The sequence below is a fragment of the uncultured Brevundimonas sp. genome, from assembly GCF_963977465.1.
GTDB lineage: Bacteria > Pseudomonadota > Alphaproteobacteria > Caulobacterales > Caulobacteraceae > Brevundimonas.
This window is the reverse complement of record NZ_CAXBOQ010000001.1, coordinates 556,045-576,450: the sequence shown is the minus strand read 5'-3', so window position 1 is coordinate 576,450 and position 20,406 is coordinate 556,045. Positions and strand designations below refer to the sequence as shown.

Genomic DNA, 20,406 nt, shown 5'->3' with positions numbered 1-20,406 from the left:
TTCGTCCACCACAACTGATCAAGGGGCCGGTGAGAAATCGCCGGCCCCCTTTTCGATTCACCTTTGCGCGGACGGCAGTCTCGGCTCAAATGGCTCCGCTTGATTCAAAGGGGTCTGTTCATGAAGCGTCTGCTCGTCGCTGTTTCCGCCATCGCCATCCTCGCTGCCGGGCCGGTGACCGCCCAGGAGGTGGACCGCGTCGCTATCAACGGCATCATCGACCAGGGGCTGAACCACAGCGAGGTCATGCAGACCGCTGCCCATCTCACCGACCGGATCGGCGGACGGATGACCAACTCGCCCCAGATGCGCGAGGCCGAGGCCTGGACCCAGCAGCGGTTCCGCGACTGGGGCCTGTCCAACGTCCGGGCCGAAGGTTTCGAGTTCGGCCGTGGCTGGTCAATCGTGCGTTCCAGCGCCCGCATGACCGCACCGCGCCCGATCGACCTGCGCGCCATTCCGATCGCCTGGACGCCGTCGACCAACGGCGTGATCAGCGGCGGCGTGGTCGTCGCACCGATCACCAGCGCCGGTCAGTTCGATCAGTGGCGCGGCAAGCTGCGTGGCAAGATCGTCATGATCACCCGGCCGGATACCGCGTCCGAGCCGACGGAGCCGGCGTTCCGTCGCTGGACCGATGAGGAACTGCAGGACCGGGCCGGCTATGCGCTGCCCCGGCATGATCCCGAGGCCGTCGAGCGCGGGCTGCAGTCCGGCCGTGCGGACTTCGCCCTGCGGCTTGACGCCTTCCTTGCGGAAGAGGGGGCGCTGGCCTGGGTCAAGATGTCCGCTCGCGACGGCGGCCTGCTGCACGGCACCGGCTACACCTATCAGGTCGGTGCCACCCCGAGCGTTCCGGGTATGGAACTGGCCGCCGAGGACTATCGCCGCCTTGCCCGTCTGGCCTTGACCGATACGCCGCCGACCCTTGAGCTGATGAGCGAGGTCCGGTTCCACGACGACGACGTCAATGCCTACAATATTCTGGCCGACATCCCAGGGACCAGTCGGTCCGGGGAATATGTCATGGCCGGTGCCCACCTCGACAGCTGGGTGGCGTCGGACGGAGCCGTGGACAATGCGGCCGGCAGCGCCGTGATCATGGAGGCGGCGCGCATCCTCAAGGTGCTGGGGGTCCGGCCCAAACGCACCATCCGCTTTGCCCTGTGGAGCGGGGAGGAGCAGGGCATCCTCGGCTCGCTGGCCTATGTCGACCGTCATCTGGCGACACGTGCGGCCCTGAGCGATCCGGCCCTCGCCGCCCTGCCGAACAATCGCACCTGGCGCGCCCGCTGGCCGGTCGAGCCGCGCCCCGGCTACCGCGACCTGGTGGCCTATTTCAACCTCGACAACGGTTCGGGCAAGATCCGCGGCATCAACGCCGAGGGCAATGTCGCCGCCGTGCCGGTGTTCGAGCAGTGGCTCGAGCCCTTTGGCAGCATGGGAGCCTCGACCGTGTCCCTGCGCAATTCGGGCGGCACCGATCACGTCTACATGCAGACCGTGGGCGTGCCCGGGTATCAGTTCATCCAGGACCCGCTCGATTATGGCAGTCGCCTGCACCACACCTCGATCGACAGCTATGACCACCTGAGGCCCGACGACCTGCGTCAGGCGGCGGTGATCCTGGCCAGCTTCCTGCTCAACGCGGCCAACAGCGACGAGCCCCTGCCGCGCATGCCCCTGCCGACCCGACCAACGGCCAGCGACCCGTTCGCCTATCCGGGCGGTGATTGACCAACGGACGCGCCGCCCGGATCAGTGATCCGGAACGTCATTTCCGGTGCCCGTCGGACCGAAGATGACGGTCGACAAGGGTTGACCCTATGTCCGCTGCCGAACGGTAGCGGTTGCCTATCGGCGCGCGTTGGGCTTTGAAGCCCGGCGCGCCCTTCGTCTATGATACCTTGCCCGATTCCCGCCTGCACACGGATCCTGCCCATGCCCGACGTCCCGTCCGAGTTTCGCTACAAGCGCGTGCTGGTGAAGGTATCGGGTGAGGTGCTGATGGGCGATCAGGCCTACGGCATCGATATGAAGACCGTCGACCGGGTGGCCCAGGCTGTGGCCCAGGTCGCGCGTGAGGGTGTCGAGATCTGTCTGGTCATCGGTGGCGGCAACATCTTCCGCGGCCTGTCCAAGGCCGCCGGGGACATGGAACGGGCCACCGCCGACTATATGGGCATGCTGGCGACGGTGATGAACGCCCTGGCCATGCAGGCCGCGCTCGAGAAGATCGGCGTGCAGACCCGGGTGCAGAGCGCCCTGACCATGAACGCCGTGGCCGAGCCCTACGTTCGCCGCCGCGCCCTGCGGCACCTCGAAAAGGGCAGGGTGGTGATCTTCGCCGCCGGTGTCGGTGCCCCCTTCTTCACCACGGACTCCGGCGCTGCCCTGCGCGCGGCGGAAATGGGTTGTGACGCCCTGCTGAAAGGCACCAGCGTCGATGGGGTCTATACCGCCGACCCCAAGAAGGATCCGGCCGCAACCCGTTACGATACCCTGACCTACCATGATGTGCTGTCGAAGGACCTGAAGGTGATGGACGCCTCGGCCATCGCCCTGATGCGGGACTCAGGCATTCCGATCGTGGTCTTCTCGATCCGCGAGCCCGGCTCGCTGCGCAAGACCCTGACCGGTCAGGGTACGTTCACTGTTATCACGTCCGGCGAAAAGTCCGCCTGACATCTGTCTGACCTCCTAGGGAAACTCTGATGGCCCAACCCGATCTCAAGACCTACCGCGACCGCATGGACAAGGCTGTCGTGGCCCTGAAGGAAGAGTTCGCCGGCCTGCGGACCGGCCGGGCCAACGTCGGCCTGCTGGATCCGGTCCAGGTCCAGGCCTACGGCTCGACCTCGCCACTGAATTCGGTCGCCGCCATCAGCGTGCCCGAGCCGCGGATGATCTCGGTCAATGTCTGGGACAAGACCATGGTCGGCCCGGTCGAGAAGGCCATCCGCGCCGCCGGCCTGGGGCTGAACCCGATCGTTGACGGTCAGACCCTGCGCATTCCGGTGCCGCCGCTGACCGAGGAACGTCGCAAGGAATTGGCCAAGCTGGCCGGCAAATATGCCGAACAGCAGAAGATTTCGGTGCGTAACGTCCGCCGCGACGCCAATGACGATCTGAAGAAGGCCGAGAAGGCCAGCGAGATCAGTCAGGATGACCAGAAGCGGATGGAGACCGAGGTCCAGAAGGACACCGATGCCGTTATCAAGCGCATCGATGAGGCCTTGAAGGCCAAGGAAGTTGAGATCATGCAGGTCTGACGGCGCACATCAGCTTGGAACATTCATCCGCCATGACGGTCGAAGCGACGACCATGCCGCGTGTTGCCGACGGGTCGATTCCCGACGGGCCGAAGCATGTCGCCTTGATCATGGACGGCAACGGTCGCTGGGCCCAGGCGCGTGGCCTGCCGCGTACAATGGGCCATCGCGAAGGGGTCAAGGCGCTGAAGCGGACCATCGAGGCGGCCCCGGACTTCGGTATTGAATGCCTGACCGTGTTCGGCTTCTCGACCGAGAACTGGAATCGCCCGGCTGAAGAGGTTTCGGACCTGATGGGGCTGGTCCGGGCCTATGTGAGCAGCGACCTGAAGCGACTGGCCAAGGCCGGGGTTCGGCTGCGGGTTCTGGGTCGACGTACGGGTCTGCCGGACGACATCGCCGAAATCGTGGACCGGGCCGAGCGGACCACGGCGCACAACAGCCGTTTCCTGCTGCAGGTGGCCTTCAACTACGGCGGTCGCGCCGATGTGGTCGACGCCGCCCAGCGCCATCTGGACCGCGTGCTGGCCGGTGAAGCCAGCGGCCCGCTGACCGAGGATATTCTGGGGGCCGGGCTGTCGACGGCAGGGGCACCGCCGGTCGATGTCATCGTCCGCACCTCGGGCGAGCGGCGGCTGTCGAACTTCCTGCTGTGGGAAGCCGCCTATGCCGAGCTGGTCTATCAGCAGGTGCTGTGGCCGGACTATGGGCCCGAGGCGCTGGCGGATGTCGTCGAGCAATATCGTCACCGGGACCGGCGCTTCGGCGGGATCGAGGGCGTCGCGGCTCTCGCGGCAGGCTGATGGCGGTCAAGGTCGGCGATATCGGCGTGCGCGCCGCCTCGGCCTTTGTGCTGGGTCCGGCCGCCGTCCTGGCGACCTGGGCCGGTGGGATCTGGTTCCTGGGGCTGATGCTTCTGGCGTCCGGACTGCTGGCGGTCGAATGGGCGGCGATGAGCGCCGCGCGCACCTGGCGGGTGATGGCCGGGGCCGTCGCCTTTGGGCTGGTGGCTGCTGCCGTGACCGCCCATGCCGGACAGCTGTCGCTGGCCCTGATCATGCTGGTGTTCGGCTCCTTCGCGGCCGCCATGTTTGCGCGCAGCCGCGGCGAGGAGGCGCTGGATGCCGCTTATGGAGTCCTCTACCTCGGTTGGCCGATCGTCCTGCTGATCTGGCTGCGGGATCTGGATTCGACCGTCGGCCTGCACTGGACCGTGCTGGTGTTCGCCGTGGCCTGGTCGTCCGACATCATGGCCTATTTCGTCGGCAGCACGGTCGGAGGCCCGAAGCTGTGGCCGCGCTTTTCGCCGAACAAGACATGGTCAGGCTTCTTCGGCGGCTTGGCGGCCGGGGCGACGGCGGGGGTCATCATGGCGGCCTGGCTGGACATGGGGGCGCTGACAGCATTTTGGGGTGGAGTGCTGGGCCTGGCCGCGGCGCTTGCGACCATGGCCGGTGATCTGTGGGAATCGGCGCTGAAGCGGCGCTTCGGGGTCAAGGATGCGGGCACGCTGATCCCCGGTCACGGCGGTCTGCTGGACCGCGTCGACGGCCTGATGTTCGCGGTGGTGGTGGTGGCGTGCGGGCGTCTGATCGTCATCCTGCTGGAGCGGGGCGCATGATCCGGCGGCGCGTCAGCATCCTCGGCTCGACGGGTTCGGTCGGTTGCTCGACCCTGGATCTGATGGATGCGGCCGAGACGGCGGGCACCGGGGCCTTTGAGGTCGAGGTTCTGACCGGCGGGGCCAATATTGCCCGACTGGCCGAACAGGCCCGTCGCTGGCGTCCGGCTCTCGTGGTCACCGCCTGGCCGGCCCAGCTGGAGGCGCTGACCGCTGCCCTGGCCGGCACGGGGATCGCCACCGCCGCCGGAGAGGCCGCCATCGTCGAGGCCGCGACCCGCCCGGTGGACTGGGTCATGGCGGCCATCGTCGGAGCCGCCGGCCTTCGCTCGGCCTGGGCCGCCGCGGGCACGGGGGCGACCCTGGCCCTGGCCAACAAGGAAAGTCTGGTCTGCTGCGGGACGGCCCTGATCGACCGGGTCCGGCGCTCGGGTGGTCAACTGATTCCCGTCGATTCCGAGCATTCAGCCATTTTCCAGGTGTTTCCGGCCGACGCACCCGAGCGGGTGGCCCGGCTGGTGCTGACGGCGTCCGGTGGGCCGTTCCGGACCCTGTCCCGGGCCGAAATGGCCGGAATCACGCCCGAGCGGGCCGTCGCCCATCCCAATTGGAGCATGGGGGCCAAGATTTCGGTCGACAGTGCCACCATGGCCAACAAGGGGCTGGAGACCATCGAGGCGGCCTATCTGTTCGATATGCCGGCCGAGCGGATCGATGTCGTGGTCCATCCGGAATCGATCATTCACAGTCTGGTCGAGTTCATCGACGGCTCGACCCTGGCCCAGATGGGGCCGCCCGAAATGAAGACGCCGATCGCCTGTGCCCTGGCGTGGCCTGACCGGCTGGCCTGGCCGGCACCGCGTCTGGACCTGCCGGCGCTGGGTCGTCTGACCTTTGAGGCCCCCGACGAGACCCGTTTTCCGGCCCTGGCGCTGGCGCGGCAGGCGTTGCAGGCCGGAGGCGGGGCCCCGACGATTTTCAACGCGGCCAATGAGGTCGCAGCCATGGCTTTCCTTGACCGCCGACTGGCCTTTCTCAATATTGCCGCAGTCATCGCCGACACCTTGGGACGCGTGACGAACTCGGGGGTGAGTTCCGGTTCCGACGACGCCTGCAACGCGGCCCTGGCCGTGGATGCCGAGGCGCGACGGGTGGCGGAGTCCATCATCGGCAGACTCGCCAGGGCGGCCTGACCATCAGGACGCCACATCGGCAACGGGAGAGACGATCGTAATGCTGAACCTGCTCGGACAGGTCTTCGTCTATGTGGTCCCGTTTCTGGTGGTGCTGACGGTCGTCGTCACCATTCACGAGCTGGGTCATTTCCTCGTCGCGCGTGCCTTCAAGGTGAAGGTCGACCGCTTCTCGATCGGCTTTGGCCGCACCCTGTTCAGTCGGACCGACCGGAACGGAATCGAGTGGCGACTGGCCTTGCTGCCCCTGGGTGGCTATGTGAAATTTTCCGGCGACCTCGATAGTTCCTCCGTGCCTGACCAGGCCGGGATCGAAGCGCTGCGTCAGGAAATCGTGGCCGAGCACGGACCCGGGGCCGAGCGCGACTATTTCTATTTCAAACCGATCTGGCAGCGGGCGTTGATCGTCGTGGCCGGGCCGGTGGCGAATTTTGTCCTGGCCATCACCATCTTCACCCTGCTGTTCGCCGGCCTCGGCGTCAGCGTGGTGCCGGCGCGGATCGCCGAGGTTCAGCCGGGCACCGCCGCCGCCGCGGCCGGCTTCCAGGTTCAGGACCGGGTCATCGAGGTCGACGGCCGAACCATCGCCGACTTTCGCGATGTCGGTCAGGTCGTGGCCCTCAGGGCCGGTACGCCGGTTGATTTCGTCGTTCTGCGCGACGGGCAGCGCGTCAAGCTGACGGCGACGCCGGTGCGTCAGTTGCGCGAGGATCCCATTTCGGGTCCGGTCCGGGTCGGCTTCCTCGGTGTCGGCTGGGATCCGCGTCCCGGCGAGGTCACCTATATCCGCTATCCCCCTCATGAGGCGCTCGGCCAGGCGGTCAAGCAGACCGGCGACATTCTGGGCACGACCATGACCTATCTGGGGCGGATCGCCACCGGCAAGGAGTCGGGCGATCTGCTCAGTGGACCGCTGGGCATTGCCAAGGCGGCCAGCGGTGTGACCAAACAGGCTGCGGCCGCCACCACGGACGTCGGATTGCAGGCCGCCAACGTCGCTCTGATGCTGGTTCAGTTCGCCGCCATAGTTTCGATTGGAATTGGCTTTCTAAATCTCTTGCCGATTCCTGTTCTCGACGGGGGCCACCTGCTATTTTACGGCTATGAAGCTGTTGCTCGCAGGCCAGTCCCCGCCAAGGTTCAGGAGGTCGGCTATCGCGTCGGCCTTGCTTTGCTCGTAGGTTTGATGTTGTTCGCGACGTGGAACGACCTGCAAAAGCTGAGCCTGTTCAAATTCCTCGGCGGGCTCGCCTCATGAGCCGACGCCAGCCCCCGATGGTTTCCCGTATGATCCAAAATGATGCGTCCGCTGTTCTTCGTCCCGATGTCCGTGCCCTGAGGCCGATGTCGCTGGTTCCCAGCCTGCTGGCCCTGGCGGTCGCGGCCGGTCTGGGTGCGCCCGCACTGGCACAGACGGACCCGGCGTCCGCCGCCCCGACTCAGGCACCGGCCGAGGCTTCGCCGGCCCCGCGTCAGGAAGAAGCCGCCGTCGTCAACCGCATCGTGGTGCGCGGTAACCAGCGTATCGATCAGACCACGATCCTGTCCTATCTGCCGATCCAGCCGGGCGACATGGTGAGTCCGGTCGTGCTGGACGTCGCCGTCCGCACCCTGAACCGTACGGGTCTGTTCGCCGACGTTCAGCTCGGCGTGGCGCAGAACGGCGACCTGATCGTCGATATCGTCGAGAACCCGATCATCAACCAGGTGGTGTTCGAGGGAAACAGCGCGATCACCGAGAGCAAGCTGCGCGAGGAGGTCACGATCCGTCCGCGCGGCATCTATACCCGCGCCCGCATCCAGGAGGATGTCGGCAAGCTGGTTGAACTGTACCGCCTGTCGGGCCGGATCTCGGCCACGGTCACGCCCAAGCTGGTCCAGCTGGAGCAGAATCGCGTCGACGTCGTGTTCGAGATCGATGAGGGCCCCCAGACGGGCATCCGCGCCATCACCTTCCTCGGCAACACGGCCTTCTCGGACAATGACCTGCGCGAGGTCATGGTGACCAAGCAGTCGGTCTGGTGGAATTTCTTCACCTCTAACGACAATTACGACCCGAACCGGCTCGACTATGACCGCGAGCAGTTGCGGAAATTCTACTCCAATCGGGGCTATTACGATTTCCGCGTCCTGTCCTCCGTGGCCGAACTGAGCCCGGACGACAGCGCCTTCGGCGTGACCATCACCCTTGATGAAGGTCGCAAATACAATTTCGGTGAGATCAAGGTCGTTACGGAAAGCGACCGACTGAACGGTGATTTCCTCAAACGGTTGCTGCCGATCACCTCCGGCGACCTGTACGAGAGCGACAAGATCGAACGGGCTGTCGATGCCCTGACCTTCGCCGCCGGCTCGGCCGGCTATGCCTTCGTCGAGATCAACCCGACCTATACCGCCAACCCGGAGACTGGGCTGGTGGACGTGACCTTCAATGTCACCGAGGGCCAGCGGGTCTATGTCGAGCGGATCAACATTGTCGGCAATACCCGCACGATCGACCCGGTCATTCGCCGCGAAATGGCGCTGACCGAGGGTGACGCCTTCAACCGCACCCTGTTGGAGCGGTCGCGTAACAATCTGCGCAGTCTCGGCTTCTTCAAGGACGTCACCGTCGAGGAGGTGCGCGGTGCCGCCCCCGACCGGTCCGTCGTCAATGTTACCGTCGAGGAGCAGCCGACCGGCGAGCTTTCGGTCGGTGCGGGCTTCAGTTCGGTCGACTCCTTCGTCGTCAACCTGGGCATCACCGAGCGCAATTTCCGTGGTCGCGGCCAGAATGTCGTAGCCCGGGTCGAATGGGGCTCGCTGCGTCAGCAGGTTGATTTCCGCTTCACCGAGCCCCGCTTCCTGGGTCGGGATTTGCGGGCCGGCTTTGACGCCTTCCACTCGCGCTACGACCTCAGCAAATATTCGTCGTATGACTACCGGTCGACCGGGGCGGGCCTGCGCCTGTCCTATCCGCTGAACGCCTTCACCCTGTTCAGCACCCGCTATTTCATCAAGGCGGACGAGATCATCGTGCCGACCGGCTTCTGCAACGGCACAGGTTCCTCGGCGCTGTGTGATCAGGTCGGGTCCTTTATCAACTCGTCGGCGGGCTACACGCTGCAGGTCAACCGGACCAATGATCCGGTCCGCCCGACGCGCGGCTGGGCCGGCTCGCTCCGGCAGGACTTTGCCGGCATCGGCGGCGACGTGAATTATGTAAAGACCGAGGCGGACGTCTCGGCCTATTACGGCATCGCTCCGCAATGGGTCGTCTCGACTCAGGCCTCGACCGGTTATGTGGCCGGTTGGGCCGGTGATGCGATCCGCATCAACGACCGCTTCTTCAAGGGCGGCAACAGCTTCCGCGGCTTCGAGACGGCCGGCATGGGGCCGCGTGACCTGAGCACGCGCGATGCCCTGGGCGGCAATTTCTATTTGATCGGCACCATCGAGCTGACCGTTCCGAACTATTTGCCTGAGCAGTACGGGATCAAGACGTCCCTGTTCGCCGATGTCGGCACGCTGGGCATGCTGGACGACCGCTATACGACCGATGAACTCGGCAATCCGTCGACGCGCATCGTCGACGACCTGCAGTTCCGGGCCTCGGCCGGTCTCAGCGTCCACTGGAAGTCGCCGATGGGACCGATCCGTTTCGACCTCAGTCATATTCTGGGCAAGGAAGACTACGACAAGACAGAGACCTTCCGCTTCTCGACCTCCACCCAGTTCTAACCGCGGCACCGTCCGTTCGTTCTAAAGGCCAAAGATGAAACTGTTCGCTATCGGCGCTTTCGCGCTCGCTTCGCTCGTCGCTTCAACCGCTGTGGCCCAGACGGCCGGTCCGGCCAACCCGGGCCCGGTCATTCCCGGTGTTTGCGTCTATTTCAACCAGCGCCTGCTGGCCCAGTCGACCGCCGGTCAGGCCGTCCAGGCCCGGATGGAGCAGCTCTCGCAGGAAGTGCAGGGTGAACTGACCCCGTACGCCACCACGATCCAGTCCGAGATCCAGACCCTGCAGACCAGCGGTGCGGCTTTGCCGGAAGCCGAGCGTAACTCGCGCAGCCAAGCCCTGCAGCAGCGTATCCAGGAAGCCCAGCAGCTGGAACAGACCCGCGACAACGAGCTGCGCTATACGCTCAGTGAACAGCGCCGTTTGATCTCGGTCGCCGTCGAGCCCATCCTGGTCGCCATCTATCAGGAGCGCGGTTGCGGCATCCTGTTGAGCCGCGAGAGCGTCTTCATGATGAACCCGGCCATGGACGTCACCGATCTGGCCATCCAGCGCCTGAACACGGCCCTGCCGACGCTGAGCTTCAACCGCATGGCGGTGCCGGTCCAGCAACCGGGCCAATAGGTCCGGGATCGGGCGGAGCATGATGCCCGACCCCCGCTTCTTCGACAGCCTGTCCGCCGTGACGGTCACCCAGCTGGGTGACCGGATCGGCGGGACGGTTGTGCGGGGTGGTGAACGGTCGATTTCCGCCGTTGCCCCGCTGGCTGTGGCCGACGCCAACGCCGTCGCCTTTCTGGCCGATCGCAAATTCAACGAGGCCCTGAAGACCACCGCCGCCGGCTGCGTGATCGTGCCGGCCGCCGCGGTGGACCATGTGCCGGCGGACACCGCCGTGATCGTCTCGCCCGAGCCGCAGGCGGCCTGGGCGCGCGCCTCTCTTATCCTTCACACTGTGATCGGCATCGGGGCCGGGCCGCGGGCCCTGCTGGAGGATGACGACGTCACCATCGAGCCCGGTGTGGTGCTGGGCCAGGGCGTCAGCATCGGCCGTGGCACTCGCATCGGGGCCAATACGGTCGTCGGCCCGGGCGTCCAGATCGGCCGCAACTGCCAGATCGGATCCAATGCCTCGATCGGTTTTGCCCTGATCGGTGATCGGGTTCGGATCCTGTCCGGGGCCCGGATCGGCGAGCCGGGCTTTGGGGCCGCCGGGTCCAGCATCGGACCGATCGACGTGCCCCAGCTGGGCCGGGTCATCCTGCAGGACGGAGTCAGCGTCGGGGCCAATAGCTGTATCGACCGTGGAGCCTATGACGACACGGTCATTGGCGAGAATACCAAGATCGATAATCTGGTGATGATCGGCCATAATTGCGTGATCGGCCGCAACTGCCTGATGGCGGCCCATACCGGCATTTCCGGCTCGGTCACCGTCGGTGACAATGTCATGTTCGGCGGCAAGGCGGGGATCGGTGACCACATCCGTATCGGCGACGGCGCGCGCGTGGCGGGCGGTGCCGGTGTGCTGGCCGACATCCCGGCGGGCGAGACCTGGTCCGGTTATCCCGCCAAACCGATCCGCCAGTCCTTGCGTGAGGCGGTCTGGCTCGCCAGACAGGTGTCGCGGAAGGCGAGTCCCGCGACAAAGGACAAGGCGGAATGACCGAAGAAACCAGCGTCTCTATCGATTATGCCGAGGTCATGCGGCGTCTGCCGCACCGTTATCCCTTCCTGCTGATCGACAAGGCCGAGGATTTCGTCGCCAACACCTCGATCACCGGCATCAAGAACGTCACCCACAACGAGCCCTATTTTCCAGGTCATTTTCCGATCGATCCGGTCATGCCCGGGGTGATGATCGTCGAATCCATGGCCCAGACCGGGGCCCTGCTGATGTCCAAGACGCTGGATGTGGCAGTCGAGGGCAAGGTCATCATGTTTATGTCGATCGACGGCGTGCGCTTCCGCAAGCCGGTGCGACCGGGCGACCAGATGCGGATGAAGGTGGTGGTCACCCGCCAGCGGGGCGACATCTTCAAATTCCGGGGTGAGACCTTCGTCGACGGCAAGTTGACGGCCGAGGCGGATTTCGCCGCCATGGTCGTCACCGTGGCGCAGCCGTGACCATCCACCCGACCGCGCTGGTTCATCCGTCGGCGGTTCTGGCTGACGGCGTCGGCATCGGGCCCTGGTGCCAGGTCGGACCCGGGGTGACCCTGGCAGAGGATGTGCACCTGGCCAGCCATGTGGTGATCCAGCAGGACACGGCGGTGGGCGCGCGCGGCGTGATCCATCCTTTCGCCCTGATCGGCGGCGATCCGCAGCATGGCGGTTACAAGGGCGAGCCCGTGCGGCTGGAGATCGGGGCCGATGCCGTGATCCGCGAACATTGCAGCTTCAATCGCGGCACGCCCCAGGGCGGCAGCCTGACCCGGATCGGGTCGAACGGCCTGTTTATGACCGGGGCCCATGTCGGTCACGACGCAGTCGTCGGCGACCATGTGACCATGGCCAACAACGCCACCCTTGGCGGTCACACGACCATCGGAGACAGGGTCTTCCTCGGCGGTCTGTGCGCCATCCACCAGTTCGGCCGGGTCGGGCAGGGTGCCATCATCGGCGGTCTGGCCGCCGTGACCCGCGATGTCATCCCTTATGGCTCGGCCTGGGGCAATCATGCGCGGCTGCACGGGCTCAACCTCGTGGGGCTGAAGCGCAAGGGCTATGGCAAGGACCAGATCCGCCGCCTGCTGGCCGCCTTTCGTGAGCTGTTCGAGGCGGACGGTGTGTTTGCCGAACGCCTGGACCGGGTGGCAACGGCCTATGCTGACTTGCCCGAGATCATGGAGATCGTCGCCTTCATCCGCGCCGATGCGCGGCGGCCGCTGTGCCTGCCGGGCGAATGAGTGCCGATCGCCCGACGGGCGCGCGTCTCGGCCTGATCGCCGGCGGCGGGGCCCTGCCGCAGGCGATCGCCGCCCGGTGCGAGGCCGAGGGCCGCCCCCTGTTCGTGATCCGGCTGAACGGGTTCGCCGATCCGCATCTGGCCCGCTATCCGGGAATTGCGGCGGGCATGGCCGAGATCGGTCGCATCCTGGGGGCGCTGAAGGCCGCCGAGTGTGGGTCGGTCTGTTTTGCGGGCATGGTCAACCGGCCAGATTTCAAGACATTGAAGCCGGATCTGAAGGGCGCGACCCTGCTGCCCGGGATCATCGCCGCCGCGACGCGGGGCGACGACGCCCTGTTGCGCAAGATCCTGTCGGTGTTCGAGGCCGAGGGCTATGCCATCGAGGGGGCCGATGACATCCTCGGCGGCGAGACCCTGCCGGCCGGGGCGTTGGGATCCGTCATCCCGACCGCCGATCAGATTGCTGATCTGAAAAAAGCGCTTCATGTCGCGGAAAAGGCCGGGGAACTGGACATTGGTCAGGGGGCGGTCGTCTGCGACGGCCTGGTGCTGGCGGTCGAGGCCCAGGAGGGCACGGACGCGATGCTGATGCGGGTCGCCGGCCTGCCCGCCGACCTGCGCGGACGCCCCGGTGCACCGCGCGGCGCCCTGGGCAAGGCCCCCAAGCCGATCCAGGACCTGCGCGTCGACATGCCGGTCATTGGTACCCGGACGCTGGAGCTGGCCGCCCTGGCCGGTCTGGCCGGAGTTGGCGGTCAGGCCGGGCGCCTGATGTTGATCAACCGCCCGGCGTTGATCGAGACCGCCGACCGGCTGGGTCTGTTCATCTGGGGCGAGGACCGGGGATGACCCGTCCGCTGAAGATCATGCTGGTGGCGGCCGAGGCTTCGGGCGATGCCCTGGGGGCCGGTCTGGCCTCGGCGCTGAAGGCGCAGGCCGATGGACCGGTCGAGTTCGTCGGGGTCGGTGGACCCCGGATGGCGGCCCTGGGCATCGACAGCCCGTTCAACATCGCCGAACTGTCGATTCTGGGCTGGCTGGAGGGGTTGAAGGCCTATGGGACGGTCAAGCGCCGGGTCACGGACACAGTGGCCCTGGCGGTGGCTGAAAAGCCCGACGCGGTGGTGCTGATCGACAGCTGGGGCTTCACCATCCGCGTGGCCAAGGCGCTGAAGGCCGTGCTGCCGGGTGTGCCCCTGGTCAAATATGTCGGTCCGCAGGTCTGGGCCTCGCGTCCGGGCCGGGCGAAGACGCTGGCGGCGACGGTCGATCATCTGCTGGCCCTGTACAGTTTTGATGCGCCCTGGTTCGAGCGCGAAGGCCTGCCGACCACGGTGGTCGGGTCCCAGGCGGTGCATGTCGACATGGACAAGGCCGACGGCGCGCGCTTCCGGGCCAGCCGGAACATGGCCGCCGACGCCCCCCTGTTGCTGGTCCTGCCGGGCAGCCGACCGGGCGAGATCAGCCGCATGACCCCGGTGTTCGAACAGGCGGTGTCGCAGCTGAAGGCCGACCGCCCCGATCTGCAGGTCGCGGTGGTCGCGGCCGGGACCGTGGCCACCGAGGTCGCCGCTCGCATCGCCGCCTGGCCGTTCCGGGTCCAGCTGGTGCAGGAGGCCGAGAAATACGACGCCATGCGCGCCTGTGACGTGGCCCTGGCGACCAGCGGCACCGTTTCGACCGAACTGGCTCTGGCCGGGGCCCCGATGGTCATCGCCTACCGGTTCGACGGCCTGAGCTATGCGATCATGCGGCCCTTCTTCACCGGCAAATACGCGACCTTGTTCAACATCGCCGCCGACGAGGAGATCGCACCCGAGCTGATCCAGACCGAGGCCACGCCCGAACGAATGGCAGCCGAGGTCGGGCGGTTGCTGAACGATCCGGCCGCCCGGGCGGATCAGGCGGCGCGGCAGACGGCGGCGCTGGATCTGATGGGGCGCGGGGCCCCGGACCCGTCGGAGCTGGCGGCCGAGGCGGTGCTGAAGGTGATCGTAAAGAAAAACGCCGGAGCCTGAGGGCCCCGGCGTCTCTGTCTTTCAGCCTATTGCGCGGCGCGAACCCTAGCCGCGCGACTGGATCGGCACGAAATCGCGTTCGGTCGGGCCGGTGTAGAGCTGACGCGGACGGCCGATTTTCTGGGTCGGGTCGCCGATCATTTCCTGCCACTGGGCGATCCAGCCGACGGTGCGGGCCAGCGAGAACAGCACGGTGAACATCGAGGTCGGGAAGCCCATCGCCGACAGGGTGATGCCCGAATAGAAGTCGACGTTCGGGAACAGCTTGCGCTCGATGAAATATTCGTCGTTCAGCGCGATCCGCTCCAGCTCCTTGGCCACCAGGAACAGGGGGTCGTTGGGGTCGCCGACGGCGGCCAGCACTTCGTCTGCGGATTCCTTCATGACCTTGGCGCGCGGGTCATAGTTTTTGTACACGCGATGTCCGAAGCCCATCAGCTTGTATTTCTTGGCCTTCACGCCCTCAATGAACTCCGGGATCTTGTCCGGAGTGCCGATCTCTTTCAGCATGTTCAGCGCCTCTTCATTGGCCCCGCCGTGCGACGGGCCCCACAGGCAGGCGATGCCGGCGGCGATACAGGCGAACGGGTTGGCACCCGACGACCCGGCCAGACGCACGGTCGAGGTCGAGGCGTTCTGCTCGTGGTCGGCGTGGAGCATGAAGATGCGGTCCATGGCCTTGGCCAGTACCGGATTGACGACATAGTCCTCGGCCGGAACGGCGAAGCACATGCGCAGGAAATTCTCGGCGTAGTTCAGGTCGTTGCGCGGTGACACGAAGGGCTGGCCGACGTGATATTTATAGGCGCGCGCGGCGATGGTCGGCATCTTGGCGATCAGGCGGATGGCCGAGATGTTGCGCTGGACCGGGTCCTGGATGTCGAGGCTGTCGTGATAGAAGGCCGACAGGGCACCGACCGTGCCGACCATGATCGACATCGGATGGGCGTCGCGACGGAAACCCTCGAAGAAGCGGTCGAACTGCGAATGCAGCATCGTGTGCATCGTGATGCTGCGTTCGAAGGCTTCGTATTCCGCGGCCGTCGGCAGTTCGCCGCGCAGCAGCAGGTGGCAGACCTCGACGAAATTGGACTGAGAGGCCAGCTGGTCGATCGGATAGCCACGGTGCAGCAGCGTGCCCTTGTCGCCGTCGATGAAGGTCAGGGCGCTTTCGCAAGCGGCGGTCGAGGTGAAGCCCGGGTCGTAGGTGAAGGCTTCGGTTGCGCCATACAGCTTGCGGATGTCGATCACGTTCGGACCGGTCGTCCCGGCCAGAACCGGCAGGTCGACGCTCTTGCCGTCATAGGCGAGCGTGGCCGTTCCGGCGGGTTTGGCTTGTTCAGTCATTGCAGCCCCTTTGTGCAGTCCAGCCAGCGAGGGGAGTCGCGAACCGGATCCAAGTGTTAGTGTCAGATAGTCGGTTGCAGCGCATCATCCAAGCGCCCGAGACTTTCCTCGCGCCCGAGCGCCGCCAGGATCTTGGCGATATCCGGCGCGGAATGGCCGCCGGTCAGCGCGGCGCGGGCCGGCGGGCCGATCTTGCCGAAGCCGACCGCCTCTTCATCGGCGAAGACCTTGAGCTCGGTCTCCAGGGCAAAAACGTCCCAGCTTTCGAACAGGGCAAGGCGCGCGCGCAGTCGACCGATACGCTCGCCGGCCTCACCGGCGAGCTGGGTCCGGCCCCGCTCGTCGATCACCAGCGGCCGTACCTTCAGCACGAAGGCCGTCTGGTCGGCCAGCTCGAGCGTAGTCTTGGCGCGGTCCTTGATGAAGGGCAGGGCCTGGGCCAGGCGGGCCTCGTCATGCTCGGACAGGCTGTGGCCGCGCGCCAGATGGATATCCAGCGTCAGCTTGGCCAGCCGCTCATCGTCGGCGAGGCGGATCCAGTGGGCGTTGACGTGGGCCAGCTTGTCGAAGTCCAGCCGGGCCGGGGCCTTGCCGACGCCGTCCAGATCGAACCACTCCAGGGCCTGGGCGTCGCTGAACAGTTCGTCGTCGCCATGGGCCCAGCCCAGACGGGTCAGATAGTTGCGCATGGCCTCGGGCAGATAGCCCATCTCGGCATATTCATGGACGGCCTGGGCCCCGTGCCGCTTGGACAGCTTGGCCCCGTCGGGTCCGTGGATCAGCGGTATATGGGCGAAGGTCGGCAGGGCCCAGGCCATGGCATCATAGATCAGAGACTGGCGTGCCGAATTGTTCAGGTGGTCGTCACCGCGGATGACGTGCGTCACGCCCATGTCGTGGTCATCGACCACCACGGCCAGATTGTAGGTCGGCGCGCCGTCCGAACGCAGCAGCACGAGATCGTCGAGATCGGCATTGGCCCAGGTCACCGTGCCCTGGACTGCATCCTCGACCGTGACCGAGCCGGGCAGGGGGCGGCGGAAACGCACGACGTGAGGCTGGGCCGGATCACCTTCGGACGCCTCGCGGTCACGCCACGGGGATTCGAAGGTCTTACGCTCGGCCTTGGCGGCGTCACGCAGGGCTCCGGTCTCTTCGGCCGAGGTCCAGTCGCGATAGGCGTGACCGGCCGCGACCAGCTGGGCCACGACCTCGCGGTGCCGGTCGGCACGGGCGAACTGGAACACCGGCTCCTCGTCCGCGAACAGACCCAGCCAGCTGAGACCGTCGAAAATCGCCTTCACGGCCCCGTCGGTCGAGCGTTCGCGGTCGGTGTCTTCCACACGGACAAGAAATTTCCCGCCGCGACCTTTCGCGTATAGGTAGTTGAACAGCGCCGTTCTCGCGCCACCTATATGCAGGTAGCCGGTTGGAGAGGGGGCGAAGCGGGTGACGACGGGAGCGGAGGAGGTCATTCAGGCATGTCCATGAGTGCCGTTCTTATACCGTTCGGTTCCGCAATTCACAGGGCCGCGGCCCGGATTCGCGATGGACTTCGGTCAGAGGTCGCGGCGCAGAGTCCGCGCTGGCGGCTGTGGGCCCCGGTCGCCTTCGGCGGCGGTTGCGGCGTCTATTTCGTGCTCAAGGTCGAGCCACCGCTGTGGCCGCTGGTGGTGCTGGCAGCCCTGACCGCTGGCCTGTGGCTGGGGGCGCGTCGGATGGGGCGGTCGCGGCGCTGGACACTGCCGCTGCTGCTGCTGGCCTGTCTGGCGATGGGGCTGGCGACGGCCAGGGTTCGTAGCGAACGGATCGCCGCCCCGATCGCCCCGGCCCTGTCGGAGCCGACCGTGATTGAGGCCTGGGTCGTCGATGTCGACAGTCCCGGCGAGCGCGGGGCCCGCGTGGTGATCGCGCCGGTACGAGTGCGGGGGCTGGACCCGGCCGCGACGCCGCATCGGCTGCGGGCCACACTGCGCGGTGAGCCACCGCCGCCCGGCGCGTCGGTGCGGCTGTTCGCCATTCTCAACCCGCCGCCGGCTCCGGCCGCGCCGGGGGCCTATGACTTTGGCCGCAACGCCTGGTTCCAGGGCATGGGCGGGGTGGCCTTCGCCCTGGGGGAGACGCGGCCGGCGGTGCTGGACGACGCCCCGTGGCGGCTGCGGCTGGCCATGCGGGTGAACCGGGTCCGCTACGGTCTGGCGCAGCGGATCGTGGCGCGGCTGGGCGAGCGCAACGGGGGCATCGCCGCAGCCATGACCACCGGCCATGAGGCGTGGCTTCGCCGCGCCGATGTGGATGTGATGCGGGATTCCGGTCTGGCCCACATCCTGTCGATCTCGGGCCTGCATATGGCCATCGTCGGCGGCTTTGCCTTTTTCCTGGTGCGGCTGGTCGTCGCCGCCTGGCCATGGCTGGCCCTGCGGGTGCCGGGCAAGAAGGTGGCGGCGGTGGCGGGCCTGATCGCTGTATTCAGCTATCTGATCCTGTCGGGAGCCCCGCCGCCGGCCGAGCGGGCGGCCATTACTGCCTCGATCGCCTTTGCCGCCATCCTGCTGGACCGGCAGGCGATCACCATGAACGCCCTGGCGACGGCTGCCTTCGTGGTCCTGCTGCTGCAGCCGGAGGCCATCGTCACCCCGGGCTTCCAGATGTCATTTGCGGCGACGGCCGCCCTGGTGGCCCTGTCGGAGGTCTGGCCACGCCGGATCCGCGAGCTGTCGGCTCCCTGGCCGATAGTCACTGTGCAACGCATCGGCAGCTGGATCCTGGCCGCCTGTGCCGCCAGTCTGGTGGCCGGGCTGGCGACCGGACCGTTCGCCATGCAGCATTTCAACCGCACGGCGGTCTATGGGCTGCTGGCCAATATGGGCACCTCGCCGGTCGCGGACTTTGTGATGATGCCCGCCCTGGCCCTCGGGGCGATGCTGGAGCCGCTGGGGCTGGGCGCGCCATTCCTGTGGGTCGCGGCGCGGGCGATCGAGGTGATGATGACCATCGGTACCACCGTCGCCGGCCTGCCCGGAGCGGTGAAGACCGTGTCGAGCGCGCCGGTCGCCGCCCTGCCAGTGGCCTTCATCGGGGTGCTGTTTCTGTGCCTGTGGCGCGGGCGAATGCGCTGGCTGGGCCTGCCGTTCGCTGCAGCCGTGATGATCTGGCCGCGCGGGCCGGTGCCGGATATCTGGATCGGCGACGGCGGGACCAATGCGGCCGTTGTCGTCGGGGATCAGGCCGTGATCGTGCGGCCGGGCGTGCGCACCTTTGCTACCGACCTGTGGTCGCGGCGACGCGGCCTGCAGGGTGTCGACCGTCCAGATGCAGGCTGGGTCTGCGACCGGTTCAGTTGCCGCCCGAAAGCCGACGGGGTGCTGGCGATGAACTGGGGCCGCAAGGCACCCGATACGGAGATGCTGGAGGCGCTGTGCGGTTCGGCGCAGGTGATCAGTCTGCGCGCGAGCGTGCCGGTGTTGCCAGCGACCTGTGACGGGCGGCTGGTGCTGGACGGGGCAGACCATGCCCGGGGCGGAGCGGTCGAACTGTGGCGCGAGGGCTCAGGCTGGAAGGCGGTATGGTCGGCGCAGGTGCGGGGTCAGCGGCCGTGGAGCGCGCGGCCCGATCCGGACGTCAGTGATAGCGGCGGATGAGTCCGACCAGCTTGCCCTGGACCTCGACCTGATCGGGACCGAAGATGCGGGTCTCATAGGCGCGGTTGGCGGGTTCCAGAGCGATAGACTGGCCCTTTTTCCTCAAGCGCTTGAGGGTGGCTTCTTCACCTTCAACCAGAGCCACCACGATCTCGCCGGAGTTGGCGGTGTCGACCGATTTGATGATCACCAGATCGCCGTCGAGGATGCCGGCCTCGATCATCGAATCGCCCTCGATCTCGAGCAGATAGTGTTCACCGGCCCCCAGCATGGATTCCGGCACCGGATAGCGGGCGGTCTCGTGTTCGATGGCGGCGATGGGGGTGCCGGCGGCGATCTTGCCCATCAGCGACAGTTCGCGGACGTCGTTGGCGGCCTCGATCTCCTGCGGACGGCCGCCGCCCTCGATGACGTCGGGGCGGAAGGGGGCGCGGCCCCGGACCGGGGCCCCGGTCGTAGCCTGTTCCGGCATCTTGACCACTTCGAGCGCCCGGGCGCGATGGGCCAGACGGCGGATGAAGCCGCGTTCCTCCAGCGCCGTGATCAGCCGGTGAATGCCGGATTTGGACGCCAGATCAAGCGCTTCCTTCATCTCGTCGAAGGAGGGCGAGACGCCGGTTTCCTTGATGCGTTCGTGGATGAACATCAGGAGTTCGTGCTGTTTGCGCGTAAGCATGGAGGCGAA

18 protein-coding genes are annotated in these 20,406 nt (G+C 66.6%); 15 read left to right on the top strand and 3 right to left on the bottom strand.

The genetic code is table 11. The features are described from left to right. Positions 1-120: 120 nt before the first annotated feature. The 14 genes from AAC067_RS03035 (at position 121) to lpxB (ending at position 14,733) form a co-directional block, all read left to right on the top strand. A complete protein-coding gene (locus AAC067_RS03035; protein ID WP_339929397.1) occupies positions 121-1,737 on the top strand; it encodes a M20/M25/M40 family metallo-hydrolase in 1,617 nt (538 codons plus the stop codon). 204 nt (positions 1,738-1,941) lie between these two features. Then, positions 1,942-2,685: a UMP kinase gene (gene pyrH, locus AAC067_RS03030; RefSeq protein WP_339929395.1), complete on the top strand. Its 744-nt coding sequence runs from the start codon at positions 1,942-1,944 to the stop codon at positions 2,683-2,685. Between the two features lie 29 nt (positions 2,686-2,714). Continuing rightward, complete coding sequence (gene frr, locus AAC067_RS03025) at positions 2,715-3,272, top strand: ribosome recycling factor (RefSeq protein WP_300445279.1); 558 nt, start codon at positions 2,715-2,717, stop codon at positions 3,270-3,272. Positions 3,273-3,325: 53 nt separating this feature from the next. Beyond that, positions 3,326-4,075, top strand: a complete 750-nt coding sequence (uppS, locus tag AAC067_RS03020) for a polyprenyl diphosphate synthase (RefSeq protein ID WP_339929776.1) — start codon at positions 3,326-3,328, stop codon at positions 4,073-4,075. Beyond that, complete coding sequence (locus AAC067_RS03015; RefSeq protein ID WP_339929390.1) at positions 4,075-4,893, top strand: phosphatidate cytidylyltransferase; 819 nt, start codon at positions 4,075-4,077, stop codon at positions 4,891-4,893. Before uppS ends, AAC067_RS03015 begins: the two co-directional genes overlap by 1 nt. Further along, the gene (dxr, locus tag AAC067_RS03010) at positions 4,890-6,086 is read left to right on the top strand and encodes a 1-deoxy-D-xylulose-5-phosphate reductoisomerase (protein ID WP_339929388.1); all 1,197 of its coding nucleotides are present in this window, start codon (positions 4,890-4,892) and stop codon (positions 6,084-6,086) included. The genes AAC067_RS03015 and dxr overlap by 4 nt, the downstream gene beginning before the upstream one ends. A gap of 40 nt (positions 6,087-6,126) precedes the next feature. Continuing rightward, on the top strand, positions 6,127-7,344 hold the full coding sequence (locus AAC067_RS03005; RefSeq protein ID WP_339929386.1) for a M50 family metallopeptidase: 1,218 nt from the start codon (positions 6,127-6,129) through the stop codon (positions 7,342-7,344). 86 nt (positions 7,345-7,430) lie between these two features. After that, the gene (gene bamA / locus AAC067_RS03000) at positions 7,431-9,806 is read left to right on the top strand and encodes an outer membrane protein assembly factor BamA (protein WP_339929384.1); all 2,376 of its coding nucleotides are present in this window, start codon (positions 7,431-7,433) and stop codon (positions 9,804-9,806) included. A 34-nt stretch (positions 9,807-9,840) separates the two neighbouring features. After that, a complete protein-coding gene (locus AAC067_RS02995) occupies positions 9,841-10,428 on the top strand; it encodes an OmpH family outer membrane protein (RefSeq protein WP_339929382.1) in 588 nt (195 codons plus the stop codon). 22 nt (positions 10,429-10,450) lie between these two features. Then, the gene (lpxD, locus tag AAC067_RS02990; RefSeq protein WP_339929774.1) at positions 10,451-11,470 is read left to right on the top strand and encodes a UDP-3-O-(3-hydroxymyristoyl)glucosamine N-acyltransferase; all 1,020 of its coding nucleotides are present in this window, start codon (positions 10,451-10,453) and stop codon (positions 11,468-11,470) included. Beyond that, positions 11,467-11,931, top strand: coding sequence for a 3-hydroxyacyl-ACP dehydratase FabZ (gene fabZ, locus AAC067_RS02985; protein WP_339929380.1), 465 nt, complete (start codon positions 11,467-11,469; stop codon positions 11,929-11,931). Before lpxD ends, fabZ begins: the two co-directional genes overlap by 4 nt. Then, positions 11,928-12,713: an acyl-ACP--UDP-N-acetylglucosamine O-acyltransferase gene (lpxA, locus tag AAC067_RS02980; protein ID WP_339929378.1), complete on the top strand. Its 786-nt coding sequence runs from the start codon at positions 11,928-11,930 to the stop codon at positions 12,711-12,713. The genes fabZ and lpxA overlap by 4 nt, the downstream gene beginning before the upstream one ends. Continuing rightward, on the top strand, positions 12,710-13,564 hold the full coding sequence (gene lpxI / locus AAC067_RS02975; protein WP_339929376.1) for a UDP-2,3-diacylglucosamine diphosphatase LpxI: 855 nt from the start codon (positions 12,710-12,712) through the stop codon (positions 13,562-13,564). Before lpxA ends, lpxI begins: the two co-directional genes overlap by 4 nt. Continuing rightward, the gene (gene lpxB / locus AAC067_RS02970; protein WP_339929374.1) at positions 13,561-14,733 is read left to right on the top strand and encodes a lipid-A-disaccharide synthase; all 1,173 of its coding nucleotides are present in this window, start codon (positions 13,561-13,563) and stop codon (positions 14,731-14,733) included. Before lpxI ends, lpxB begins: the two co-directional genes overlap by 4 nt. A 45-nt stretch (positions 14,734-14,778) precedes the next feature. Here the strand turns inward: lpxB and gltA are convergent, their stop codons facing one another. After that, positions 14,779-16,080: a citrate synthase gene (gene gltA, locus AAC067_RS02965; protein WP_339929372.1), complete on the bottom strand. Its 1,302-nt coding sequence runs from the start codon at positions 16,078-16,080 to the stop codon at positions 14,779-14,781. Positions 16,081-16,142: 62 nt separating this feature from the next. Further along, positions 16,143-17,555 carry a glutamate--tRNA ligase gene (gene gltX / locus AAC067_RS02960; protein ID WP_339929370.1) on the bottom strand — a complete coding sequence of 471 codons (1,413 nt, stop codon included), beginning with the start codon at positions 17,553-17,555 and terminating at the stop codon, positions 16,143-16,145. 12 nt (positions 17,556-17,567) lie between these two features. Here gltX and AAC067_RS02955 point away from each other — a divergent pair, with 12 nt between their 5' ends. Continuing rightward, positions 17,568-19,721 carry a ComEC/Rec2 family competence protein gene (locus AAC067_RS02955; protein WP_339929368.1) on the top strand — a complete coding sequence of 718 codons (2,154 nt, stop codon included), beginning with the start codon at positions 17,568-17,570 and terminating at the stop codon, positions 19,719-19,721. Here the strand turns inward: AAC067_RS02955 and lexA are convergent. Continuing rightward, positions 19,702-20,397 carry a transcriptional repressor LexA gene (gene lexA, locus AAC067_RS02950; protein ID WP_339929366.1) on the bottom strand — a complete coding sequence of 232 codons (696 nt, stop codon included), beginning with the start codon at positions 20,395-20,397 and terminating at the stop codon, positions 19,702-19,704. The two genes, AAC067_RS02955 and lexA, sit on opposite strands and share 20 nt — an antisense overlap. Positions 20,398-20,406 lie beyond the last annotated feature (9 nt).

Bases quoted from the DNA above. Each gene is read 5' to 3' on its own strand.
- AAC067_RS03035 (WP_339929397.1), top strand. From the start codon at position 121: ATGAAGCGTCTGCTCGTCGCTGTTTCCGCCATCGCCATCCTCGCTGCC.
- pyrH (WP_339929395.1), top strand. From the start codon at position 1,942: ATGCCCGACGTCCCGTCCGAGTTTCGCTACAAGCGCGTGCTGGTGAAG.
- frr (WP_300445279.1), top strand. From the start codon at position 2,715: ATGGCCCAACCCGATCTCAAGACCTACCGCGACCGCATGGACAAGGCT.
- uppS (WP_339929776.1), top strand. From the start codon at position 3,326: ATGCCGCGTGTTGCCGACGGGTCGATTCCCGACGGGCCGAAGCATGTC.
- AAC067_RS03015 (WP_339929390.1), top strand. From the start codon at position 4,075: ATGGCGGTCAAGGTCGGCGATATCGGCGTGCGCGCCGCCTCGGCCTTT.
- dxr (WP_339929388.1), top strand. From the start codon at position 4,890: ATGATCCGGCGGCGCGTCAGCATCCTCGGCTCGACGGGTTCGGTCGGT.
- AAC067_RS03005 (WP_339929386.1), top strand. From the start codon at position 6,127: ATGCTGAACCTGCTCGGACAGGTCTTCGTCTATGTGGTCCCGTTTCTG.
- bamA (WP_339929384.1), top strand. From the start codon at position 7,431: ATGTCGCTGGTTCCCAGCCTGCTGGCCCTGGCGGTCGCGGCCGGTCTG.
- AAC067_RS02995 (WP_339929382.1), top strand. From the start codon at position 9,841: ATGAAACTGTTCGCTATCGGCGCTTTCGCGCTCGCTTCGCTCGTCGCT.
- lpxD (WP_339929774.1), top strand. From the start codon at position 10,451: ATGCCCGACCCCCGCTTCTTCGACAGCCTGTCCGCCGTGACGGTCACC.
- fabZ (WP_339929380.1), top strand. From the start codon at position 11,467: ATGACCGAAGAAACCAGCGTCTCTATCGATTATGCCGAGGTCATGCGG.
- lpxI (WP_339929376.1), top strand. From the start codon at position 12,710: ATGAGTGCCGATCGCCCGACGGGCGCGCGTCTCGGCCTGATCGCCGGC.
- lpxB (WP_339929374.1), top strand. From the start codon at position 13,561: ATGACCCGTCCGCTGAAGATCATGCTGGTGGCGGCCGAGGCTTCGGGC.
- gltA (WP_339929372.1), bottom strand. From the start codon at position 16,080: ATGACTGAACAAGCCAAACCCGCCGGAACGGCCACGCTCGCCTATGAC.
- gltX (WP_339929370.1), bottom strand. From the start codon at position 17,555: ATGACCTCCTCCGCTCCCGTCGTCACCCGCTTCGCCCCCTCTCCAACC.
- AAC067_RS02955 (WP_339929368.1), top strand. From the start codon at position 17,568: ATGAGTGCCGTTCTTATACCGTTCGGTTCCGCAATTCACAGGGCCGCG.
- lexA (WP_339929366.1), bottom strand. From the start codon at position 20,397: ATGCTTACGCGCAAACAGCACGAACTCCTGATGTTCATCCACGAACGC.